At 46.4% G+C, this 23762-nt stretch carries 12 protein-coding genes; 3 read left to right on the top strand and 9 right to left on the bottom strand.

Annotated elements, in window-relative coordinates; translation table 11 throughout:
- Positions 1–236: 236 nt before the first annotated feature.
- From ACXAH1_RS03320 to ACXAH1_RS03280, 9 genes are all read right to left on the bottom strand, one after another.
- The gene (locus tag ACXAH1_RS03320) at positions 237–899 is read right to left on the bottom strand and encodes a hypothetical protein (protein ID WP_475193764.1); all 663 of its coding nucleotides are present in this window, start codon (positions 897–899) and stop codon (positions 237–239) included.
- Complete coding sequence (locus ACXAH1_RS03315) at positions 899–11281, bottom strand: RHS repeat-associated core domain-containing protein (protein ID WP_475193763.1); 10383 nt, start codon at positions 11279–11281, stop codon at positions 899–901. The genes ACXAH1_RS03320 and ACXAH1_RS03315 overlap by 1 nt, the downstream gene beginning before the upstream one ends.
- Before the next feature lie 661 nt (positions 11282–11942).
- Entirely contained in the window at positions 11943–13409 is a 1467-nt protein-coding gene (locus tag ACXAH1_RS03310; protein ID WP_475193761.1) for a hypothetical protein, read from the bottom strand.
- Positions 13410–13702: 293 nt separating this feature from the next.
- Positions 13703–16003 (bottom strand): DNA topoisomerase IV subunit A, encoded by a 2301-nt coding sequence (gene parC / locus ACXAH1_RS03305; RefSeq protein WP_475193758.1) that lies wholly within the window; start codon positions 16001–16003, stop codon positions 13703–13705.
- A gap of 109 nt (positions 16004–16112) precedes the next feature.
- Positions 16113–18002, bottom strand: coding sequence for a DNA topoisomerase IV subunit B (parE, locus tag ACXAH1_RS03300; protein WP_475193757.1), 1890 nt, complete (start codon positions 18000–18002; stop codon positions 16113–16115).
- Positions 17999–18595 (bottom strand): YqiA/YcfP family alpha/beta fold hydrolase, encoded by a 597-nt coding sequence (locus ACXAH1_RS03295; RefSeq protein ID WP_475193753.1) that lies wholly within the window; start codon positions 18593–18595, stop codon positions 17999–18001. The genes parE and ACXAH1_RS03295 overlap by 4 nt, the downstream gene beginning before the upstream one ends.
- Positions 18580–19353: a metallophosphoesterase family protein gene (locus ACXAH1_RS03290; protein ID WP_475193752.1), complete on the bottom strand. Its 774-nt coding sequence runs from the start codon at positions 19351–19353 to the stop codon at positions 18580–18582. Before ACXAH1_RS03290 ends, ACXAH1_RS03295 begins: the two co-directional genes overlap by 16 nt.
- The gene (locus ACXAH1_RS03285) at positions 19340–19780 is read right to left on the bottom strand and encodes a DUF1249 domain-containing protein (RefSeq protein WP_138550472.1); all 441 of its coding nucleotides are present in this window, start codon (positions 19778–19780) and stop codon (positions 19340–19342) included. The genes ACXAH1_RS03290 and ACXAH1_RS03285 overlap by 14 nt, the downstream gene beginning before the upstream one ends.
- A gap of 24 nt (positions 19781–19804) precedes the next feature.
- Positions 19805–20434, bottom strand: coding sequence for an NUDIX domain-containing protein (locus ACXAH1_RS03280; RefSeq protein ID WP_475193749.1), 630 nt, complete (start codon positions 20432–20434; stop codon positions 19805–19807).
- 233 nt (positions 20435–20667) lie between these two features.
- Between ACXAH1_RS03280 and tolC the strand changes: the two genes are divergently transcribed.
- The 3 genes from tolC to ACXAH1_RS03265 all read left to right on the top strand — a co-directional run bounded on the left by tolC (position 20668) and on the right by ACXAH1_RS03265 (position 23741).
- Complete coding sequence (gene tolC, locus ACXAH1_RS03275; RefSeq protein WP_475193747.1) at positions 20668–22014, top strand: outer membrane channel protein TolC; 1347 nt, start codon at positions 20668–20670, stop codon at positions 22012–22014.
- Positions 22015–22177: 163 nt separating this feature from the next.
- Positions 22178–23101 carry an LpxL/LpxP family Kdo(2)-lipid IV(A) lauroyl/palmitoleoyl acyltransferase gene (gene lpxL / locus ACXAH1_RS03270; RefSeq protein ID WP_475193744.1) on the top strand — a complete coding sequence of 308 codons (924 nt, stop codon included), beginning with the start codon at positions 22178–22180 and terminating at the stop codon, positions 23099–23101.
- A 31-nt stretch (positions 23102–23132) separates the two neighbouring features.
- Complete coding sequence (locus ACXAH1_RS03265) at positions 23133–23741, top strand: TcpQ domain-containing protein (RefSeq protein ID WP_253046037.1); 609 nt, start codon at positions 23133–23135, stop codon at positions 23739–23741.
- The last annotated feature ends 21 nt before the right edge of the window (positions 23742–23762 follow it).

Raw genomic sequence — 23762 nt, 5'->3', positions numbered from 1 at the left:
TTATAGGGTGTGCAAACTCGGAACTCATTAGGGACGCAGGATAACCAGTCAAGCCCGGATATATGTCAGAGCAACACATTCATAGCGGACTGGACCAAACATCAGGCATGGCAACACGGGTAAAATAACGAACGGGATAACGAACACTCGCTACCCCGCAGGACTACTCGGCTTGACATCACTGGCGCGTCCATGTTTGTCATTACAATACTATACTTACTAATACACTCTTATTTTCACTTATTAACAACAAATTTTGATAAATGTTCTTTCCAGCCACTTTCATCTTGATTACAAACTGCACCTAAAACCTCCCTATTTATCGTCTTTTTACTTTTAAAATTTGTTATCCTGTAGTGATTAACAAGGCCTTTAAACTCCAAATTTTTATCACGAGGTATGAATTTAGGTTTTGATTCGATTATAAAATCAACCATATAGTAATTAAAACTATACTCAACACCGTCAGAGAGTGACTCTACTAAAAGGCACCCTTCATAAAGGTAGCCTTTGCTTTTTTCTATAAAAGAGTCACTCGCCTGCTCATATATGGAACTTACCAAGAGGTCATATTTAAAACCTACACTCTCACTTATTTCATACTTTCTCTGCAGTGTTTCATTTACCAACTTATAGCTATCTCCTCTCGTTTTAAAAAGAAGAGTATCAACATACAAACTTTCCAAATAAACAGGAGAAAAAAGGGAGCTCAATATAAATGACTCATACCCATATATATAATCCCCTCCCAATTTACATTTACCAGCAAAAAAATCTCCCCTATACCCTTTTGAATTATATTCTAAATCAACATAAGCATCTTCACATACCGAGGATTCAAATGCATTCAAACAGCAAGTGAAAAGCAGCAAAAAAGCAAGAAAAAAATTAAATTTCATTATAATTTACCATCATTAAATAATTGTGTGAAATTATCATGCATACCCTTATTATATTGACTCATAAATGCATTAGCACCTGAATTGTGATCTACTAAAGAATTTAAAGCTAAGTAGTTAGAAACAAAAAAGCCAACACCACCACCAGCTCCTTTTAAAATAGTTGAGGGTTTACCACCGCTATACATATTAGCAAACCCATGTACATCGGAGCTTAACTTGTCAATACTTAGCCTACTGATACCTTGGGATAACTCCAATAGCCTTGTATTGGCATGATTTTCATTCATATGACCCATCACCCCTTGGAGCTTATTGGTACTATATTGCTTCCCTTCCCCATATACTAATTCATGCATTGTTGCATAGCGTAACTTAGCCTCAAACTTGTTATTTTCACCGCCTTTTTCCCACAATTCCCTGATGTAATCCACTTGCGCTTGGGCACTATCCATCGCAACATGCTGCAGCGAAACCTCACCATTAAACGCCTGATTAAACGCACCGCTGATGGCACCATTAGCAAATTTACCGCCAGATATCACTGATGTTGTCCCGCCGATCACTGCTGCTCCAACAATACGATGCATCTGGAACTTAGCAAGCATGGCTACATTGCCGGTTTTTATCGCCGAGTTTGCACTTTGTGCGCCACCAATGTCGTTCAGCATAGGCTTAAACGCTGAGGCAACCCCCGCAGATAAAAATCCATGGCCAAACTTTCCACCCTGTAGCTCAGAAGCAACACCACCAACCAGTGCATTCGCAGCAATATTTTCTATTGAACCGGCCTTACCCCAGGTCTTGCTGCCACCAATTTTTTGCAGTGCAGTGGATTGCGCGTAAGAAATCGCACCAGCTTTTAGGCCTGCATTGAGGCTTCCGGTAACGGCAAATGTTGTTGCGGCATTGAATACTGCATGGCAAACGCCACTTTGACAACCCGGGATCAAAGCCAACCCTATTTGCACAAACATACTCATAAACTGATTGTCAGCAATTGCCCTTAACAACTGCCACGTGCCCGTTGCTTTCATCACCCCTTTGAGTAATTTCTTAAAGAAGTAACCACTTGGGTCGGTATATGACAGCGGATTATTCAGCACATAAGAATATGCATTGTAGTTCTGCAGATTGCCCGGCGCCTGCACCACGGGATCGGCCTGCATAAAGCGCCCGGTAGCTGAGTCGTACACTCGACCATTCATATGAATAACACGGTCATCCTGGCCTAATGCGATAGGCTCATGCCCGGTATAGGCCCGCATGTTGGGAGCAATAGTACTAAACAAGGTCAGGTTTTTAAATTCTGCCTGATGTGTGCCCGTGACGCTATGCTCTATGCGCTTGCCAAACACGTCGTAGCTATAACGTGCCAATAACTTATAGTTGCTGTCGGTCACTGCGGTCACAGATCCCTGATGGTCGGTAAACAACCACTGTAATTTGCTACGTCCAGAGCCTGAGTAGTAAATTTGAACGGCTTCATTACCAATGTAACGACGAATAAACTGCTCTTTTTCTGAATTGACCGTGCGCGTTGTCAGTTCAAGTGCACCAACATAGTAAACAGTCTGTTTTTCGTCCTGACGCATATAACGACGATTATTAGCGTCATACGCGAAAGTGACCTGCTTGTTTCCATTGCCTTTTAACTCAACAACTTTATTTCGGCCACTGTAAACTTGAGAACGGTATATGGTACCACTTTGCTTCATCCATATTTCGTTACCATTCGCATCGTATCCAAAGGTTTCTTTCTCATGCTGAGAGAAGTCCGGATTCGCTGTCGATGTCGTCATTAACATATCGGCAGAAAACGGTTTAAAATCCCCACCAGGACCACTGCTTGTGGTTTCCCGAACTCGCTCCGTCAGGCGGTGCCCATTACACTCCCCGTCGCCATAAACGAGATCCCAGCCATCTTTTAACTTGAGGTTACCGTTATTGCAGTATTGGTACTTCTCCACCCCATTAATGGATGTGATACGGTTCAAGTTATCATAACCAAACTTTTGCGACTGACTTAGCCCCAGTGCGCTACGGTAGGTCAGGTTACCCAAGCTATCAAAACGATAGCGGTCGCCTTGCAGGTAGGGGGTTTCACTGTGGCCCTGATTATAACGCGCGTCGATTGCTGTGATCATACCCTGACTATCATATGCCAGTGACATCTCAGCTAACCCTTTACGGTAGCGGGTAACCAAACCTCGCTCGTTAACGGCTCCTGTGTCTACCTCATAGTACTTTATACCGTTTACTGTATCTCTGGCTTCTTGCAGGGCGACAACAACACCGTATTCGTTGTAGATCTTCTTAATACCGCGGGCTTCTGAATAGTCATGGTTACTATGACTACGGCGATAATCATCAAACTGATAGGTATCTCGGCCATAAGAATCGTAAAACTTTTGCTGGATCACACATAAGCTTTGCACCGCATCTGCCAGCTCGGCATCGGTGTAGCGCAGATCAGCCGTCGTTTTATTGAATGCCACCTTAGCCGAACACATATTATTGTCCAAATCGGTCAGTGTACTGGCCAGCCTGCCTTGCTTATCATAGTAATAATTTTTCTTCCACCCTCCCTGAGTTACATAGTGTAGCTGATGTGTCACTTCAGAAGGTTTACTACCTTCTTCGACTTCGGCAGAGTAACTCCAGGTACTTCTCCCTTCAAGCTTTACCTCTTCATCATCCAGCGTATTGCTGGCAAAGGCCTGATACTGTGAGATCTTTCGACCCAATTTGTCATACTCAGTGTATGTAGTTACATCACGCGCATCAGTCTGTTCATATACTTCGCCAAAAGCGTTGTACTTGTAACTCCACTTTCCATTGTCCAGTGTTTCTCTGTATTCCAATCTCCCTTGAGCATCATAACCATTGGTTACCACAACCTTATTGTCAGCAGAAGAATGTACGGTTGTATTATTACCCAACACATCATAATCATAGGTTAGCTCATTCCCGGCATTATCTATGACCTTGTAGTTACGACCCAGCAAATCTTTAACTGTTGTCTGGCTATGTGCCGCTCCACCGGGTAATCCCTTGTCTTTATCGACATCCACCAAACTGAAGTCACCATCTAAAGAAACTGTGACTGTACTTTCCTGGCCAACCTGAGTATGTGAAGTAGAGGTGCCAGAGTTTGGATCGTTGACAGAAATAACCCGATCAAACACGTCGTATTCAGTTACAACTGCTTTTTGGCCTGGAGCTTTCTGATAAATCACTCTGCCGTGCTGATCAAAGCCAGTTTCTGAAACGAACCAGTGATCGTCTTTCTTACCTCGTTTATGTACAGCATAGATCCGGCCACTGATATCCATATATTGCTTTTCAACCAATACACCATTAACCACTGTATTTTGTTGCACAGCGCAGTGCACTTCTACACTATCGCACGAAGTTAAATACGAATAACTTTGGGCCCCCGTTGATGAATGAGTGCCTACTTTGGTTCCGAATATATCGTATAGTGTAGTACTGATAACCTCATCAACACTGATTACTTTCGTTGGCTGACCGAAGGCATTACGGCTTACCACTGTACTTGGCGTGAAATAGTCATTGCTGGTTGACTCAACGAAGTGCATATTTGCATCGTAATGGTAAGTGATGACCCGACATAAGGCGTCATCGCTTGCACATTCATTTCCGCTATTTGATGACGTAATGGTCTTGATATTACCAACCTCATCATACGTGTAGTATTTCGTCAGCTCATGATCACTGCCTGCACCAACGTTCAGCTTTTCTTCTTTGAGCAGGAACTTTTCAGGGCCTGACTGGTAGTAGGCAAATTCAGATTTTTTGGTTACTTTGTCTTCGATATAAAGAGGATCTGAGTCAGAACCTAAGTGCTCAACGGTCACTTGGGTCAACCGGCCCAGTTTAATGTAATCAGATGCATCACTGTACGAGGAGTCACATGCCTGCCCGTAGCAATTGCTGGTAATTGTGGCTGCAAGCTTGGTGTTGGCACTGAGCCAACCGTAGTAAGTAAATGCGTTTACATTAACTGGAAGTACGTCATATTGTGTAACAGTATTAGTGAATACATTGCCCCAGACGTCCTCATCAGAGACAGTTTTTGTACAAGAGTAACCAGATGGATTATACGCACTGGCATGAGAGCGGTTGTTTATGTTCACACTGTCAAATCGTGTTGAACACTCGCGACTCTTGTGAACAAATACCTGGTAACTACGTGCATGCTTATCTTGCAAGTAATCATACTGATTAACCGACAGTGAAATAAGCTTTGGCCCCAAACGCTTCTCAGTTACCTTGGGCATACCTGTATATGGAAATGCCTGATGATAACGCGTAGTAGTTTTAAATTTGATTTGGTCTTTCTCGGTCGTCGTAGTAATCGCACCAAATCCCAGCATGCCACGACCACCAAATTGTACTTTGGCGTCATAATAGTGGTAATTTACAGTAAGTACTTCACTCTCGTACGAGCCAGTAATGGGACTGTCTGTTTCTACAGATGATACCAATGGCATACTGCTCATCAGATCCATGACTTTATGCTCTGGATCAGCAAATGCTTTTGTATCCTCAAGGATATCTTGCATTTCGTCTGGCAAAGTAGACAGTGTTCTGCTGTAAACCGCAGCACTCCCTTCAGTGTTCATGGGAGTATAATGGATCTGAGTTTTACTACCGTACCCCTGAGTAATTGTTCTCAACAAGCCTGCCTGAGTTGGTTGTTGATAGTCATAGTGTACGTAAAGTGTATTACGCAACTTCTGAATGAGGTCTACGGCGCCATTGTTATCGAAGTCTGCTGGGAAAACGACACTGCCTTGCTCAGCGTCAAATCCCCAGGTTTCAAAGCGTACTGATGAACGTTTTATAACTTCCGCTTCGGGATCCCAATCAAACTTGCGCCAGAGATAGTTCGCCTGACCTGCTTCTTTGAAATAAAGCTCATTAATGCCATTGCGATCAGAGTCAATCACAAACGGACTCACGTTCTCATTTAACTCGGCTGATGCTGTACTCAAAGAGGTGTCTGTCTCACCGTCTAAGCTGAACGCAACCGCTCTGTATTTGGTATATGACCCACTGTCATTAATCGCAGCTATAGAGAGATAAGCATTCCAGAAAAAACTTCCCTCACCGTCCGCTCTTTGCAGCAAAATATCAAGGAAACCATCACTGTTAATATCCGTAAGCATAAACTGCTTAAAATAATGGTTCCAGGGAGCAATGATGCTTTGTGTAAACGATTTACCTGCGCCATTATTTAAGTGCGCGTACAGTCTATTAGGCTTGCCATCTTCACAACTATCGTTCGCACACTTTAACGCAACTATATCTGCTAAGCCGTCAAAGTTAATATCAGCCACCTGCCAGTCACTGCCTTTTTCAGTCACCTTCGCTTCTTTATCATTCCCTGTGGTAATCGCAACTTCATCAATGAATAGCTTAGTTCGACGATCCCACACACTCACATAGAGATTGTGATCATCTCTGTTCTTTTTGTACGCAATATCTGAATATCCGTCACCATCAAAGTCTGCCACTTTGATTTCACGTATAAACTTGCCACTCAGATTTTTGATATCTGGATACTCGGTTATGAAGGTATCACCATCAAAGTCAACCTTTTGCCAGTAATAGCTGCGATAATTTTCCTCATAGTCAGACTTGATATTAATCCATAACGACTGGCTGCCATCCCCCTCAACATCCACAGCAACCATGGAGACTTGTTCAGCATTGTCACTGCGTTTAATGTCAGTACACCCTAGCTTCAACTCATTATCGACTGTTTGCCCTTTCCAAATACAGAGTTGATACTCTTGGTCGGAGTCAAATTTACGCTCCAGCGTCGCAAGCTCCAAATATCCATTACCCTGAGTATCAAGGAAGGTAAAACCGGCCAATTTGTTTCCACTGTAACCACCACTATGATCCACAGCAAAAAGTTCCTTGCGATTATCGAACGAATGCGGGCTTGCAAGATCGTTATAGTCAAATGTGATTGGTTGCTTACATACATCTCCACGGCATTGTTGGATTGCATCCAGACGGCGTGGTCCACTGCTGTTTGGCTGAGTGCTGTTCCCCGCAATATCGTAGTGGCTTAATTCTACAAACGTTGAGCCTGTAGTATTGACCGATATTTTGTCCAGACGTGCTCGTTGTGACAAACTGCCGTAGTTCATATAGGAACGACCACGCACTTCCCGAGCGGTATAATCAAACTCAACACTGTAATTGCTGTAGCTGATTTTAGTCAGAACTTTTTCGCCATCTCCCAGTGCAATACCATTCATATCGCTATCGTTGTAGGTATATTTCACAACACTTTTTTCAGAGTGCGTGCTGTCGTATTCACTGTGTAATAACCAGGTCAGTGTTGCCATACTTTGATTATCCCGGCCCACTCTGACTTCGTTTTTACTACTGCCTCCATAGTACTTTTTGGAGCCGTCTTTGCCATATACAATAAAATATGGCTGACCATCGACCATCCGCTTTTCAATTAGAAGTTGAGCGTCTTTTTCAAGTACATATGTAGCTTGCACAGTTCCCGTCACACTAAGTGGCCAGTCAATACTATCCACTTCAATCAAACGTTGACCATCAAGGCAGTATTTATCCGTATCATCAAACTGGACCGGCGCAGAATAGCCATCAATAGCCATAGTAGGACGACAACGTGTAATAGATGAGCCTGCATTAAGCGACCAGCCCAAAGCTACACTGGAATCTCCCGCCTGAGAGTTATAAGACAAGGATACGGAAGGTGTAACACCAGCAATACCTTGTGGTAGTTCAACAGGGAACGAGTAAGTAGCACTGCCAGCTTCACTAACTCGGAAGCTCCCGACTGTCGGGGTTAGCTCAGCATTCGATCTTAAATCTACAAGGCTAATATCTGCCAGCTCAGGTATCGTATCTAACTCTATATTTGGTACTGCTTCACCTTCATACTCAGATACATTGACCGTTATCATATCCGAGCCGGAGTTGCTGCACACTTCATAAGTTTCAAACGGCAGCTGCTGCTTTTTACACGCTTTGGCGTAAAAGTCGTAATCTCCATTACTCACGGTTTTTTGCCAACTCGTAGAGTGGTATGAATCTCCCCCCGATACAGGTACATCTAATGTTCTGAAAGGTCCATTATTTACCCGATAAAATACTTTATAGTAACCAATCTCATCTCGACTCTGGAGAGAAAATAGCAAAGTACCCGCTTCCAGCCCTTCTATTTCCTCTCGGCGCATAGTCGGAGCCTCAAAACCATCTCTTGGGTCATTTACATTCGTATTATTGGCAATCTCGACAAGGTTAGGAATACCGTCACCATCTGTATCGGTGTTGTAGTTACACGCACTACCAAAACAATACCCAAAATACAGGTTTAATAATTCCTGCACACTATCACTGTAGCTAAAATAAGTTGGCTGCTGTAGCAACAACACAAGTTCGGCTCTGCGCAGTGTGCCATTGTCAAGCAATGCAGCCCATTGCTCGACCGTTTTCTCATGCACTACGGTAGAGAGTTCAACATCCTGATTTAGCAGCCTGCTAATCAATACCCTAGCAAAAGCATAATTGTCTGCACCATATAGTGCTTGTGCATCAGGTTCATGACTTTGCGCCTCAATTCTCGCATTCAAAATAGCATTGATAACTTCTTCCAGGGAATGTCCATGCATGTGTGCATATGACAGAGCAGCTATCTCTCTTCGGCTAGGCAATCTGTCATGAATAGCAGCCAGCAGGTGCCCTATGATATTGGCTTCAAGATAATGCTGTGGAGGGGCCCAACCTGGATTTTCCATTTCCAGATAGTCGTCCAAGCGACTCCAGCTTACGGCATTTTTATCTATTAGGCGGCGATTAATCCAGTTCATTTCGCCATCCTGGGTAGTAACAAGGGCTAACCCATCTTGACCAACACCTGATAAAGCAACAATTCCACCGGAAGGTGCAAATGAATAATGCCAGTTAACCTGGCCCGTATCCGGCAATAATGAGTACAAACGCTGATCCATCGAGCCAACGTAGATATTTCCTATCTCATCAGTTTGTAATCCGGCCGTATTTGCCCCGCCCGTAACCTGCTGCCAGATATAATTAAAACGATTATCTGCAAGTGTTTTTGGGTTATGTGTAAACTTGTAAACCTTGTGGTTTTGCGCTCCGAAATAAACATGGTCGATTCCACTTTTTGTGAGCACCAAAGGTTTTCCAACGACATGGTCATCCGTTTGAGCATTGGTATCATCGGTGGAAAATACCCATCCGGTATTATTTGACCCTTGCTTGTAAATATACAAACCGGTTATATCTTCCGAGGCACCCTTCACTTGATAAAAAGGCGCGCTGCCTTGATCGCTTGCTGGTTGAGTTCCCCCAACATAGACATACCCACTGTCACTAACTGTGAAGTTATTTTCAGTCATATCTATGATGGTATCTGGCGACTGGTCGTCAACCCGCGCTTTGTAAGTCAGTCGGTGGTCAACACACAAAACCTTACCAACATAATTGTCATTTTCATCGTTAGACGGACACTCAACCTGATTACGATACTCGATAATCAAGCCTTTATTTTTGTACCCTGAAACCAAACGTTCAGAAAGCTTTGCTGTTAACACTCCCCCCTGAGCGGAGACGCTGATGTCTTTGTCTGATATTTCGTATGTTTCTGAAGTATTCTCAATTTGAGTAAACAAGCGGCCTTTATCAAGAGAAAACCCTGCTCCCCCCAATACAAGCCTTTGTTCAACCTCATTAACGCTCGCGCTGGCAACAATTGGTGCTATATGTTCAACCACAAAAGGGGAGGAATCTGTACATTCATCAAACAGATTACAGGCAGATAAGCGATAAGTGTAAGTCCCCTTGAAAATGTTGCTAATGCTAACAGATGTGCCTTTAATGCCGGTCTGCACAAGCTCAGGTTGTGCAGGCTCATCGGCAATATGCCCTGCCCAACGATACAATTGGTAATAACTGGTTAAACCACCATCTGTACTTGGATACCAATTTAACGTATAAGGCCCGCCAAACTGGCTTAAGGCCATATCAAAAGCAGGCCATTCAGGCGTATCATTGTGATCGATATAAAGGACGCTAGAGCATCCTGGCTCACCGAATGAGTTGCCGTTCTCACCTTCCGCTATACCGGTGACACAGACAGTAAGCGCTTTCCCATTGTCTGTATATGAAGTACCGGGTACATTCCAAAGCGTGTTTGTATTATGGGAGTAAGTTGCTTCTGCATCACCTACCCGTACCAATATACTTGTTTTACTGGCATTGCCCAGGCCGGCTATTTGGGCCTGGTACTGATTGGTTTGCTCATTCAGTTTTACTGTAACATTCGGTACAGGCGGCTTGTGCGGTAATCGGGTTGCAATAATAGTTTGCACCACATCCCTTGCCTGGACAGTACCATTTTTACTATCAATGGCCAGCAATGAAAAGCCAATAGGACTGCCATAAGAGGCTGACGTAGGTTGCCACTTCAATGTAAATCTACACTGACCGGTATGACACGCTTCAGACACTTCTTGTGGACCATTTTCCAGTTCGGGTACTGAGGGTGTAATCGCATGGGATGTATTGCCGTACGGCAAAATTCTGAAACCAGCGACTTTATTACCGGTAGCATAAACCTGGTTGGCCACCACATGCCAGGTGATGGTTGGCGGATTGTTTGGATCATCAACAATGTATTCTTGCGCAACACTGTCAGGCTCTATATAAATACCAAAATCGGACAGCACATAAACTACATGGGGCGAGCTGGCGTTGGACTGCCCCATTGTATCTGTGACACGACTGTAGATGATATAAGGACCAGGCTCACTCAATGTTTGCTTGGCCGTACAGCTGTCTGCATTACAGTTGGCCCATTGTGCGCTACTTCCACAAGCGACTTGGGTGTCAACCGTCACTCCCTTTGCTACGCATATTTGCAAATTATCCAAATTGCCATTGGCATCTTGTGCAGATGTCGTAATACTTATCTCACTGCCCGCCCGGAAGTAAATGGATTCCGTTGTACCTGATTTCACTATCAGTGATGTTACACTTGGTGGAATATTGATAGAAACGTCATGCTGGTCGGACTCAACCCACCCGCCGGAGTCTTTAACCCGAGCTTTAAAGGTCGTATTGCTACTTAAATTACCAGTTGTAAAAGAACAACTTACGGATTTTGACTTGCTATTTCCCTCGTTGGGCAAACACTGTGCTTTATAAGATACCCAAGTGCCGTTGACTCCTTGTAATTGAACATCCGATATATGAAATGCAGGGTTATCATCCTGGTCTGATGCAGTAATAGTCACCTGAGTCGGCTCATTACGATTAACCAAGTTATTGCTGACAGACAAAGAAACACTTGGAGATGTGTTTACGCCTACGCTGGACCAAGTAACAGTTCTCGGCACGCCCGCTAGGTTATTATAGTAGGGCGTTCCTTTAATAGAATGGGTGGTGTATCCCTCCGCTTTCCCTGTTGCTGTACATTCGGACTTGTTGCAGGTGGATAAGTCCACCCAAACGCCACTTCCAGTCTTTTTTTGCAGCACCACTTTGTTAGCATTGCTAGCTATAAAGTCTACAGATAAAGCAGTTCCACTTTTTACATCTGATTCTTGAGGTAAAATATTGCTAGTCAAAATACTGGGAGTTGGCCTCTCGATTACTTTTACTGTTTTGCTGCAATGAATCGGTTCACTTGCCCCTCTTGGATAACTAATTTTAAAAATAGTTTTAAGATTATAATTCCCAGAAGATTTAAAAGTATGATTGACTATACCAGCCTTTTTGTCGTCATAACTCGGGTTTAGCTGGACATCATTTAAGTAGACGGAAACAACAAAGTGTGGGTAGCCATGCTCAGGAAAGACTGACAGTAACCTAATTGACTTGGATTCATTGACATAAGCAGTAGCTTGATCATTATTGCAACTTGCTGCGGCCCAAGCATGACTTGAAAAAAAGCTGATGATAATCAGAAAAAGTGTGTGTTTATTAATCAACCTATTCATATTAAAGCTCCTTTTCCCATAGCACAGACATAGGTTTTTTCTCTTGAGTAGGTTGCGGCTCGGTATCTAAGCTCAGGCTCTGCATAAAGGCTCTGGCCGACTGCATAATCTGGCTAGGAGCTTCATTGCTGTTGGGAACAGCAACACCTTGAATTTTATTAGCACTTTTAATAACGAACTGATTTGATTCGCTTTCTTCCTGAGCCAGAAAAACTTCTGGGGTGGCCAGAATACCATGCTTCAGTCCTTCCACAGGGATAGTACGGGTATCAATTTCGCGGTGGATATCAACTGGATCGAGTACTTTTACCTGACCATCTTTACCAAAGACATATAAACCACTTTGGACATTGTCTGCTGGGGCGCTGCTGAACAAACCGTAAGCATTCATGAATGTGCGCTCTGGCTGTTTAACTAAAACAGGGCTTGCAACCACATTAGTGGTCAAATGATTGCATTCAGCTACAGGAGTGTGTTCAGACGCAACATTGACCGCGCAAGCCTGACCGGAATACTCCTGTGTTTGCTTGACACCATTAACATATAAACGAGGCGTGTAGCTGGCGCTGTAATAGAGTGTATCGTTATTCAGAACGGGTTTATTAGCTATCAACCCGTCTGTTTTAAGCTCCCAGGTTGGATCCTTTCGATAAGAGGCTTTATCCTGCTTATCAAATCGATAGAGCTTAAAATCCCGAGTAGCAAAATAAAGTGTGTTTCCTGTAATTAGTACGCTGCGCTCTACTATAGAGTAGTTTTTCTCATAAAAAGGTTGAAGGTATTGCGTGTGTCTAGTTCCTTTTTCACGAGAAATATCTTCAAATTGACCCGCTAAATTAACTGAACGAGACACACTTGTTCCATCAAACCCAAGCGCTGATACCGTAATCAGCTTATGCTGACCCTCCCGAATGGAAACAGGAACAGAACCAGAGCCAGGTGAAAGCCCATAAGTTGTTCTGATCACGCGGTTATTCTCTTTTTCTTGCACTGTAATGCTGGTTGCCCCGATGGCATTCCATGAAATTTTTGCCGTTGTGGTATTTAATTGCTGACTGGTCACCGCTTGCAGAATGAGACGACTGTCGGTTTGGGCTCGCATATAGCTCATAGCTGAGCAGCCATACTTATGACATGCCCTAACTTGTATTGCTCCATGTAAATTACCTTTGGGGTGGAGTGTGTGGAAAAGCCCTGTAACTTTGAGTGTTTCACTCTGAATCAGCCCATTCGCGTCTTTATATTGATAAATAATTTCGTAATAAGTGGCCTGTTGAGATTTCGACCATGTCAGCTTATATCCACCATCTGTGCTTGAGGACCACATCTGAGTTGGAAGATCGGGCTTCAGTTCGATTGGAATAAAGATGATATTTTTACCCACCCCCACAGGTGCGTAAGCCTGCTCAAATGCTGCATGTACATTTACTGAAAACACAATCAACAAAATTGTATAAAGCCTGACCACTTATCTCTCCATTTTCTAGCAGGGCGAAAAAGTGCAGGAGCATATTTTATTTCGGTATGAAAATCAATCCGATTTGTAATCTAATGTAAAGGTTGAGCTTGGCTATTTTTTACGCCAACACAGTTAACAAAGCATAAGATTATAGAAATTACTATGAAGGGGGTTTCAGCAACAATGGTATTATTTTTTAGTAGTTCATCGGGTTGCTTGAGGTACCAGGTTAAGTACAAGGTGACATACTCAAAGCAAAGCATATCCCCATATGTTGAGTATATGCTTTGCTCATAAATAATTTAATCTAAAGGCTGTTCGCTGTCGTCTGCTTCAGCGACGTCATTGCCATTGTGCTCAATCTCAAAACCATCGACCCGTTGCAGGCCTCTGGGCAGCTTGTTACCACGACGACCGCGTTCACCATAATAGTGTTCCAGGTCGCCGGGTTTAAGTGTGAGTTTGCGCTTACCGGCATGTAAGGTCACGGCGCAGCCATCGGGGATTGCGGCGAGCACTTTTACAAACTCCTCCCGGGCCTGGACTTTGGCACTCGGGATAGAGATGATCTTGTTACCCTTGCCTTTGGCCAGTTTTGGCAGATCGCGCAGGGGGAAGATCAGCATCCGGCCTTCGTTAGAAATGGCCATACACCGGTCGGTCGCCACATCTCCCACTGTTATGGGTGCCATCAGTTCAGCCCCTTTCGGGATGCTGACGAGTGCCTTACCATTTTTATTTTTACTGACCAGGTCGTTAAACTCAGCAATAAAGCCGTAACCGCCATCGGTGGCCATCAGGTAAAGCGACTGCTCTTCGCCCATGACCACATGCTCAAAGTTGGTGCCCGCGGCCAAGTTGAAGCGTCCGGTCATAGGTTCGCCCTGACTACGTGCCGATGGCAAACTGTGCGCATCGGTGGCAAATGCCCGGCCAGAGCTGTCGAGGAACACCGCAGGCTGATTACTGCGGCCTTTGGCCGATGCCTTGTAGCTGTCTCCGGCGCGGTAATTGAGTCCTTCGGCGTCAATGTCATGGCCTTTGGCAACCCGGGCCCAGCCCTTTTCAGACAGCACCACAGTAACCGATTCCGATGGAATCAGGTCTTTCTCGCTCAGGGCTTTGGCCTCAAGGCGCTCTACTACAGGTGAGCGACGCTCATCACCGTGTAATTCGGCGGCTTCGCGAATTTCTTTTTTCAGCAGCGTCGACATTCTTCGCTCTGAGCCCAGCGTTTGCTCCAGCTTGTCACGCTCAGCGCTCAGTTCATCCTGCTCGCCACGGATCTTCATTTCTTCAAGCTTCGCCAGGTGGCGCAGTTTTAAGTCTAAGATAGCTTCGGCTTGTTTGTCCGACAGTCCAAAGCGGCTCATCAGCTCTTCTTTGGGCTTGTCTTCGGTGCGGATGATTTCAATGACTTCGTCGATATTCAAAAAGGCAATCATTAAACCTTCGAGAATATGCAAACGCGCCAGCACCTTATCGAGGCGATACTGCAAACGACGACGCACAGTTTCGCGGCGGAAAATCAGCCACTCGGCCAGAATAGAACGTAAATCTTTAACCTGAGGACGACCGTCCAGGCCAATCATGTTGAGGTTAACCCGGTAGTTCTTTTCCAGATCTGTGGTGGCAAACAAGTGCGCCATCAGTGGCTCAACTTTCACCCGATTGGAGCGTGGTACCACCACGATGCGGGTTGGATTTTCATGATCCGATTCATCGCGTAAATCAGCGACCATAGGCAGCTTTTTAGCCGTCATCTGCGCCGCTATTTGCTCCAGTACCTTGGCACCGGATACCTGATGAGGCAGCGCAGTGATCACCACCTCGCCCTGATCTTCTTCATACACCGCACGCATTTTAATCGAGCCGCGTCCGGTGGTGTAAATCTTCTGGATCTCTGCTTTCGGTGTGATGATCTCGGCTTCAGTTGGATAGTCCGGCGCCTGCACCATCTCCAGCACTTCTTCAAGTGTGGTTTTCGGCTTGTCCAGCAAAGTACAGCAGGCTTCAGCCAGCTCGCGCACGTTATGCGGTGGAATGTCTGTGGCCATACCTACGGCAATACCGGTCACACCATTAAGCAGAATATGTGGCAGTCGTGCAGGCAGTACCATTGGCTCATTCATGGTGCCGTCAAAGTTCGGGATCCAGTCAACCGTGCCCTGGCCCAACTCTTTTAGCAACACTTCTGAAAACTTAGACAAACGCGCTTCGGTATAACGCATTGCTGCAAATGACTTAGGGTCGTCAGCTGCCCCCCAGTTACCCTGACCATCGATCAACGGATAGCGATAGGAGAATGGCTGCGCCATCAGCACCATGGCTTCGTAACAGGCACTGTCGCCGTGCGGGTGGTATTTACCCAGCACGTCACCCACAGTACGGGCAGACTTTTTATATTTGGCTGCGGCCGACAGGCCCAGCTCGCTCATGGCATACACAATACGCCGTTGTACTGGCTTGAGGCCGTCGCCAATGTGTGGCAGGGCCCGGTCCATGATCACATACATGGAGTAATTGAGATAGGCGTCTTCTGTGAAGCGGCCCATCGCCAGTTGTTCAATCCCCTGTAACGACAGGGTTTGCGGATCTGTCATGATACACCTTATTGTTTGTTGTACCGCACACGAGTTATCGCGTTGGCGTAATCATCCGAATTTAATACTTAGTGGCACGCTTCATCGGCGTAGCACCATGGCAGCCAGCTTACACTTCTGCCTTATCACCATGTTGTTCCAGCCAGGTCTTTCTGTCGCCGGCACGCTTCTTAGCCAATAGCATATCCATCACTTCCAGCGTTTCCTCTGGTTCATCCAGGGTCAGTTGCACCAGACGGCGGGTATTGGGATCCATGGTGGTTTCACGCAGCTGCATCGGGTTCATTTCACCCAATCCTTTAAAGCGCTGTACGTTTACTTTGCCGCGCTTTTTCTCAGCTTCAATGCGGTCTAATATGCCGCGCTTTTCATCTTCATCCAGCGCGTAAAACACTTCTTTACCCACGTCAATTCGGAACAAAGGAGGCATTGCCACATACACATGACCACGACGCACCAACTCAGGAAAGTGTTTAACGAACAAAGCGCACAACAAAGTAGCAATGTGCAGTCCGTCGGAGTCAGCATCGGCCAGAATACACACTTTACCGTAGCGCAGCGCTGACAAGTCTTCAGAGTCCGGATCGATCCCCAGCGCCACAGAGATATCGTGGACTTCCTGCGAGGCCAAAATCTGCCCGGAATCCACTTCCCAGGTATTCAGAATCTTACCACGCAACGGCATGATAGCCTGAAACTCGCGGTCACGCGCCTGTTTGGCAGAGCCCCCCGCGGAATCACCTTCCACCAGGAACAGCTCGGAACGTTCGGTTTCTGAACCTGAGCAATCGGTTAGCTTACCGGGTAATGCCGGGCCACTGGTGACCTTTTTACGCACCACTTTCTTGGCCGCTCGCATACGTTTCTGGGCATTGCTGATACACAGCTCAGCCAATGCTTCGGCGGTGTCGGTGTGCTCATTCAGCCACAGGCTGAAAGCATCTTTGACAATCCCAGAAACAAAGGTGGCGCAAGAACGCGATGACAGTTTTTCTTTGGTCTGACCGGCAAATTGCGGATCCTGCATTTTGACCGACAACACATAACTACACTTGTCCCATACATCATCGGGGGTCAGCTTCACGCCACGTGGCAACAGGTTACGGAATTCACAAAATTCACGCATGGCTTCCAGCAGACCCTGACGCAGGCCATTGACATGTGTACCCCCCTGCGCGGTAGGGATGAGGTTTACATAGCTTTCGGTGATCGACTCGCCACCCTCAGGCAGCCAGTGCAATGCCCAGTCAACGCCTTCTGTAGAGCCACTGAAACTACCCACAAACGGGCTTTGCGGCAGTGTTTCATAGCCTTTCGCACTGTCTTTTAAGTAATCTTCCAGACCTGATTCATAACACCATTCCTGCGTTTCTTTGGTTTGCTTGTTGATAAAGCGAATACGCAGACCCGGGCACAGCACGGCTTTTGCTTTGAGCAGATAGTTGAGCTTGCTGAGCGAGAAGTTGGCGGAATCAAAATAACTGGGATCTGGCCAGAATTGCACTGAAGTACCGGTATTGCGTTTACCAACTGTGCCAGTCACTTCTAAGTCTTCGACTTTGTCGCCATGTTCGAATGCCATCTGATAAACCTGGGCATCCCGCTTAACCGTGATTTCAACCCGGGTTGATAAGGCGTTGACCACAGAGATCCCCACCCCGTGCAGACCGCCGGAAAATTGATAGTTTTTATTTGAGAATTTACCACCAGCGTGCAGTTTGGTCAGGATCAGCTCTACGCCGGGGATCCCCTCTTCGGGATGAATATCAACAGGCATGCCGCGCCCGTCGTCAATCACCTGGAGCGAATTGTCTTCATGCAGGATCACATCGATCTTGCTGGCATGGCCAGCCAGGGCCTCATCGACACTGTTGTCTATTACTTCCTGACCCAGGTGATTGGGTCGTGTGGTGTCGGTATACATGCCAGGCCGGCGTTTCACCGGCTCCAGACCATTCAACACCTCAATGGCTTCGGCATTATAATTCTGCTGACTCATAATTGGATCTGACTTTCTTTGTTCGTGTTGGTGATTTCGAGAAACCTGACAAGGGTGTCAAAGTACCGCTCAAAACCAATAAAACTATGGTCCCCGCCAAACTCAATATGACTGGGGCTGGCGCTGAAGTAATTTACAGCCTGTTGATAGGGTAACACTTCATCGCCGCTTTGTTGTAGCAATAAAATATTTTCTGGTGAGTGCAGTGACTCAACGTAGAGCTGACGCAGAGTTTCAACATGCTGATGCGTCAACGTGTAATGCTGTTGCTGGTAGGGATTATACTGAGGTCCAAGATAGTCATGCAATAGTTCAAATGGCCTGACCGCCGGATTGACGACCACAGCGCGTACACCATGGCGTTGCGACAAATAAGTCGCATAAAAGCCACCCAGTGAACTGCCAATCAACGCTGTGTCTTTGTCTATCAATTGCTCCAGCTGGAGCATTGCTATCGCCGGGTCGTAATGTAAGCGAGGTGTGAGATACGTGCAGTCTACCGGCTGCTGAGCAAGCCACTGGCCTAATTGTTGTGCCTTAAAGGATTGTTCCGAGCTGTTGAAGCCATGAATATAGATTAATTTGCGAGCCATTTGACCTCAGTATGCAGACCTTGTGCTGTCCAGTGGATCAGTCGAAAAGCAGGCCCGAGATTTTGCTGTTGCCACTGCGCCGTATGCTTGGTGAATTGAATAGACGTAGCAGGCGTGGCATAGACAGGTAAGCCTCGGTACTGCTGTGTATAAGCATTATGTACATGACCATGAATAAGTGCCTCAACACGCTTACTGTTTACCAGTGTATTGAGCAACTGTGGGCCATTTTCCAGTATATGTTTATCCAGATAGCCATCAATCGGGAGCGGATGATGGTGACAAAATGCCAGTACGGGCCGTGATGCGTCGCACAGAACGGCCTCCAGCTCTGCCAGATGCGATTTATCGCACCAGCCTGCGGGTGTCGGTCCCTTGCTGTTAAGTAACACAATATCACCCTGCTCGCACTGCAAGTACTTAGCGGCACTGATCTGTCCTTCACTGACTTGTGCCAGCAAAGCAAGATCATCATGGTTGCCGGGCACCCAAAAGAGTGGGCAATCGAGCTTCGATTGCGCCAGTAACTCAGCAAATAAAGCATAAGAGGCGCTACTGTGATCCTGAGTCAGGTCACCACCAAATACCACGCCATCGAGCTGCTCGCCAGCCAGGGCATCCAGCACCCTGCTAAAATGCGCCGCCGTGTTAACCTCAAAATAGCATCCCTCACGAGTCCCGAACAGGTGGCTGTCTGTGATATGTGCAAGACGTAACTCTGCACCGCCGAACTGATACGACTGCTCAAACCAGGCCATTATTGACATCCCAGTTGAGTGGTACCCTGCCGCTTTCCAGACAAGCCATTAACCAGTCCGCTAAAAACGCATTGAGCTGATATTTTTCGTCTTTATGATGCATGTCCGGATTAGGATAGCGATAGGACGGTTTAATGCGCTGATGGAAATCGTGATGGATCACCTCTGCCACTTTGGCATCGTGATATAAGCGCACAGATAAAGCAAAATCATCCAGGTGGGCGCTGATCTGTTGCTTCTGCACCACCGCAATATCTGTGGTGTAACGGGCAATGCCGTCAACGCGGATCTGGTAACTGGCTGCGCCCAGGTGTACTTCACGACTGCTTCCCACGCTCTCTTCGGGCAGCAGTTTCAGCGCCCGCAGATAATTGCGCTCGCACAAGGTAATGTATTTGGGTAATGACTGGATGTACTCTTTTTGCATAACCGCTGATCAAACGACCTCATTTTAGATGGACTGAGATTGCCACTGCGCCAACATCTCGGGTTTGTGTAACGCCAACCATTGTAGACTAATCACAGTAGCAGCGTTATCTATTTCCTCATTTTCGAGCCGTGTCATGGCCTCAGAAAAAGGCATCACATGCACTTTGATGTCTTCCCCCTCTTCAGGCAAACCATAAATACCACCAGCCTCACTGAGGTCGGCTCTGGCCAGATATAAGTACAAACGCTCCGTAGAACCACCCGGGCTGGATAAATACGACGTCATATAGTGCAACTCATCTAACACCAGCCCAGCTTCTTCCATCGCTTCTTTGCGTACCACCCCCTCATAATCCAGGCTCCCTTCCGCCATGCCCGCAATGCATTCCAGCAACCAGGGGGAGTCCTTTGTTGCCAGCGCACCAATGCGGATCTGTTCAATGAGTAATACCTGATCCGTTTTGGGGTCGTATGGCAGCACAGCTACCGCGTGGCCCCGCTCTAAAATCTCGCGATAAATAGTCTGCGACTGGCCACCGGCAAACAGGGCATGTTTAAATGCATACAGGTCAATCTTAAAGAATTTGTCATAACAGCGCTCAGGCTCATTAAATTCGACATCCTGATGATTAAATTGTGCAATTGGTTTCATGTTTAATCCCATTTTTTTCATAATCGGGGTTTAATTTTTAACCCTAAGCCCCCATCATAGGGGTTCTCGAATTTTACTTTATTTTACCGTTCTTTAACCGGGGAAGCCCCAAACTGAGCTGTATTATATTCTGTTACACTTGTTCTGACGGATTTGCCACTTTCCTTATATAGGAATTGACGAAAACAAGGTAACATGCCGACAATGAAAATTGTCTAAGGACTGAGCAAATAATGAAAAAAAGCATTCTATCTCTGTTTATCGGTGTTGCCTGCGCCCTTTCCAGCACAGCCTCACAGGCAGAAGATCTGTTGCAAGTGTACGAAATTGCCACGGCAAACGATCCCACTGTATTAAAAGCCAAAGCCCAGGCTGACGCACAAAAATATGCCCAGGACGCAGCCCTTGGCGACCTTTTACCGTCACTGGGATTCAGTATGAATTATACGGACAACGATGGTGAATCTACACTGCCTGGTCAGAGCGATGCAACCGGCTACACCGTTGTTGATACCTGGGGAGACAAACTGACTCGTACTGTAACACTGAACCAGACCATCTTTAGTATGGCGACCTGGCAAAACCTGACTATTGCAGAAAAACAAGCAATGCAGTCGCTGACCAACTATGAGCAGCAACAGCAGGACTTGATTGTGCGTGTTGCAGAAGGCTACTTCGACGTACTGAGCAAGCTGGATACACTGGAGTTTGTACAGGCCGAAAAACGCGCTATTGAGCGTCAGCTGGAGCAAACCAAACAGCGCTATGAAGTGGGTCTGACCGCTATTACCGACGTACACGAAGCCCAGGCACAGTTTGACCAATCTGTGGCAAACGAAATTGTGGCACAAAATAATGTCGAAACTGCCCGTGAGACCTTACGTACTATCACAGGTAAGTACCACGCTAAGCTGGACAAACTGAACACTGACAAGTTCTCAACCGTTAAGCCTGGCAAACAGACTAACGACTTTATTACTCTGGCTAAAGAGCAAAACCTGTCATTGCAGGTCGCTAAATCAGCGTTAGATATTGCTCAGGATCAAATCGACCTGGCTCAGTCTGGCCATTACCCGACTCTGAACTTGACTGCGTCTTATGCAGATACGTTGAGCAACAGCGAGGGCGCTGAATTACAGCCTCGTACTGATGGCACCAGCATTGGCCTGACGTTAAACGTACCAATTTACTCAGGCGGTAAAACTGTAGCAGCCACCGATCAGGCACGTGCGTTATACGTTGCAGCCAGTGAAGACCTGGAAGCAGCAATGCGTAACGTGACTCGCTCAGTGATCACCTCTTACAATCAGGTGATGTCGGATGTCGCTACGTATCGTGCACTAGAGCAGGCCGTTGTGTCAGCCGAAAGTGCATTACAGGCAACAGAAGCAGGTTTCGAAGTTGGTACACGTACCATTGTTGACGTACTAATCAGTACTCAAAACCTCTATAACGCCAAGCGCAACCTGTCAGATCTTCGCTATCAATACGTGTTGTCGACACTGAGACTGAAGCAGGCAGCGGGTACCCTGAGTCGCAGCGACTTAGAAGCGATCAACAAAGGCCTGATTGCAGGCTAAGCTTCTATAATTTAAGTAAAAAACCGGCGTAAGCCGGTTTTTTTATGTCCTTTGAAAGCCTTGCTCTGGCATAAATAAGAGGTCGGCGCTCATTGCCGCTCTCTTGAGCTGTTCAGCCGATATCGCTAAACTAACCCTTTGAAGTTTGAACGAGAGTCCACCTTTGGTTAACAACCCCACCTTTAAGCTGGCATTTTTAGCCCCTAAGTTCTGGCCAACCTGGCTCAGCGTATTTTTCTTATATGCCCTGTCCTGGCTTCCTCAGGGTCTGCAATTGTGGCTGGGAAAAATGCTTGGCCGCCTGGTGCACCGCCTGATGAAAAAGCGTCGTCATATTGCCGAAGTGAATCTGCGTTTGTGCTTTCCCGATATGGATGAGCAGCAGCGTGCCAATATGGTATTAAAAAATATGGAAAATACGGGCATAGCTACATTCGAAACATCGATGGCATGGTGGTGGCCACAGTGGCGTATCAACCGCGTGATAGGCTCAATCAAAGGCATGGAACATATTGAACAGGCCCAGAATAATGGCAAAGGCGTACTCCTGTTGGTGCCGCACATGCTACATCTGGAAATGCTTGGCAGAGTCTTGGGCACAGAGCAACCTGGTATCGGTTTTTATCGTCCGCATAATAATCCGCTGATGGAGTACTTTATGACCAAAGGTCGGTTGCGCTCCAACGAATTCTTGATCGGCAAGCGAGACGTAAAGGGATTACTACAGGCATTGAAAAATAAAAAGCTCTGCTATTACCTGCCCGATCAGGACTATGGCCGTAACCGCTGCGAGTTCGCCCCTTTCTTTGCAGTACCCGATGCTGCATCTACAACAGGAACACTGCTCTTTGCAGGAAGCAAAAATTGTGAGACATTAAGTTTACATGGCGCCCGGGATGATCAGGGTAAATACCATATAGAAATCCAGCCCGCGCTTGCAGCTTTTCCCAGTGGCGATCCCCAAACCGACGTCACGCGGGTCAATCAGCGTATGGAACAGGCCATTGAACAGGCCCCGGAACAGTATATGTGGTTGCATCGACGCTTTAAAACACGTCCGGATGAAAACGCGCCATCGTATTATTAGTAACCTTTAGCATTAAGTGTGTCGTGACATTATGGCTAGAAAACGCTCAAAACGCTTATCAAACATGTGGTTCTGGACCAAACACCTGTCGTTAGGTGTATTACTGGTGTGGGCCGCGTATTACTTTTTGTATGGCAATCTCCCCTCAATGGAGTTTAGGGATACCACCAATGCCGCCGCACAGGGGTTTACGCAGTTTTACGAGGGGTTTAAACGCAACTTCAATGAGCGTAATACTGAGCGGGACAAATACGTACTGGATCTGGGCAAACCCACCTACCCGCTGGACGATGCCATCGCACAGCGCGGCTTGGTGGTAAAACCCGCCCCACAGCGCTGGACCGGTGAGATCCAGCCCCGTCGTTTTGATAGCGGTGAGACCCTGCGTGGTGTGCTGAGCAATTACGCAAAGAAAGAAGACATTGAGCTATTCTGGTATCTGGATAAAGACTATGTGGTAAAACACAATTTCCGGGTCGACACGAACTTTGTTTCGACTCTTTATCAGGTTGGCACCGCCATCAACGACGACTTTGAATTTGAAGTCTATACCTTCTTTTGTCATCGCCAGCGAGCGGCAGTCATCACCCAAAACCCATCACGCTTTGTGCGTGAAAACTGCCGCCGCCTGACTAAGTAATCCATTGCAGCCGGAGAAAGC

The sequence above is a fragment of the Pseudoalteromonas sp. AWH4_217 genome (assembly GCF_056161105.1).
This window is presented reverse-complemented; position numbering and strand designations above follow the sequence as displayed.

Bases quoted from the DNA above. Each gene is read 5' to 3' on its own strand.
- ACXAH1_RS03265 (WP_253046037.1), top strand. From the start codon at position 23,133: ATGGCTAGAAAACGCTCAAAACGCTTATCAAACATGTGGTTCTGGACC.
- ACXAH1_RS03290 (WP_475193752.1), bottom strand. From the start codon at position 19,353: ATGGCCTGGTTTGAGCAGTCGTATCAGTTCGGCGGTGCAGAGTTACGT.
- ACXAH1_RS03285 (WP_138550472.1), bottom strand. From the start codon at position 19,780: ATGCAAAAAGAGTACATCCAGTCATTACCCAAATACATTACCTTGTGC.
- ACXAH1_RS03280 (WP_475193749.1), bottom strand. From the start codon at position 20,434: ATGAAACCAATTGCACAATTTAATCATCAGGATGTCGAATTTAATGAG.
- parE (WP_475193757.1), bottom strand. From the start codon at position 18,002: ATGAGTCAGCAGAATTATAATGCCGAAGCCATTGAGGTGTTGAATGGT.
- ACXAH1_RS03295 (WP_475193753.1), bottom strand. From the start codon at position 18,595: ATGGCTCGCAAATTAATCTATATTCATGGCTTCAACAGCTCGGAACAA.
- parC (WP_475193758.1), bottom strand. From the start codon at position 16,003: ATGACAGATCCGCAAACCCTGTCGTTACAGGGGATTGAACAACTGGCG.
- tolC (WP_475193747.1), top strand. From the start codon at position 20,668: ATGAAAAAAAGCATTCTATCTCTGTTTATCGGTGTTGCCTGCGCCCTT.
- ACXAH1_RS03320 (WP_475193764.1), bottom strand. From the start codon at position 899: ATGAAATTTAATTTTTTTCTTGCTTTTTTGCTGCTTTTCACTTGCTGT.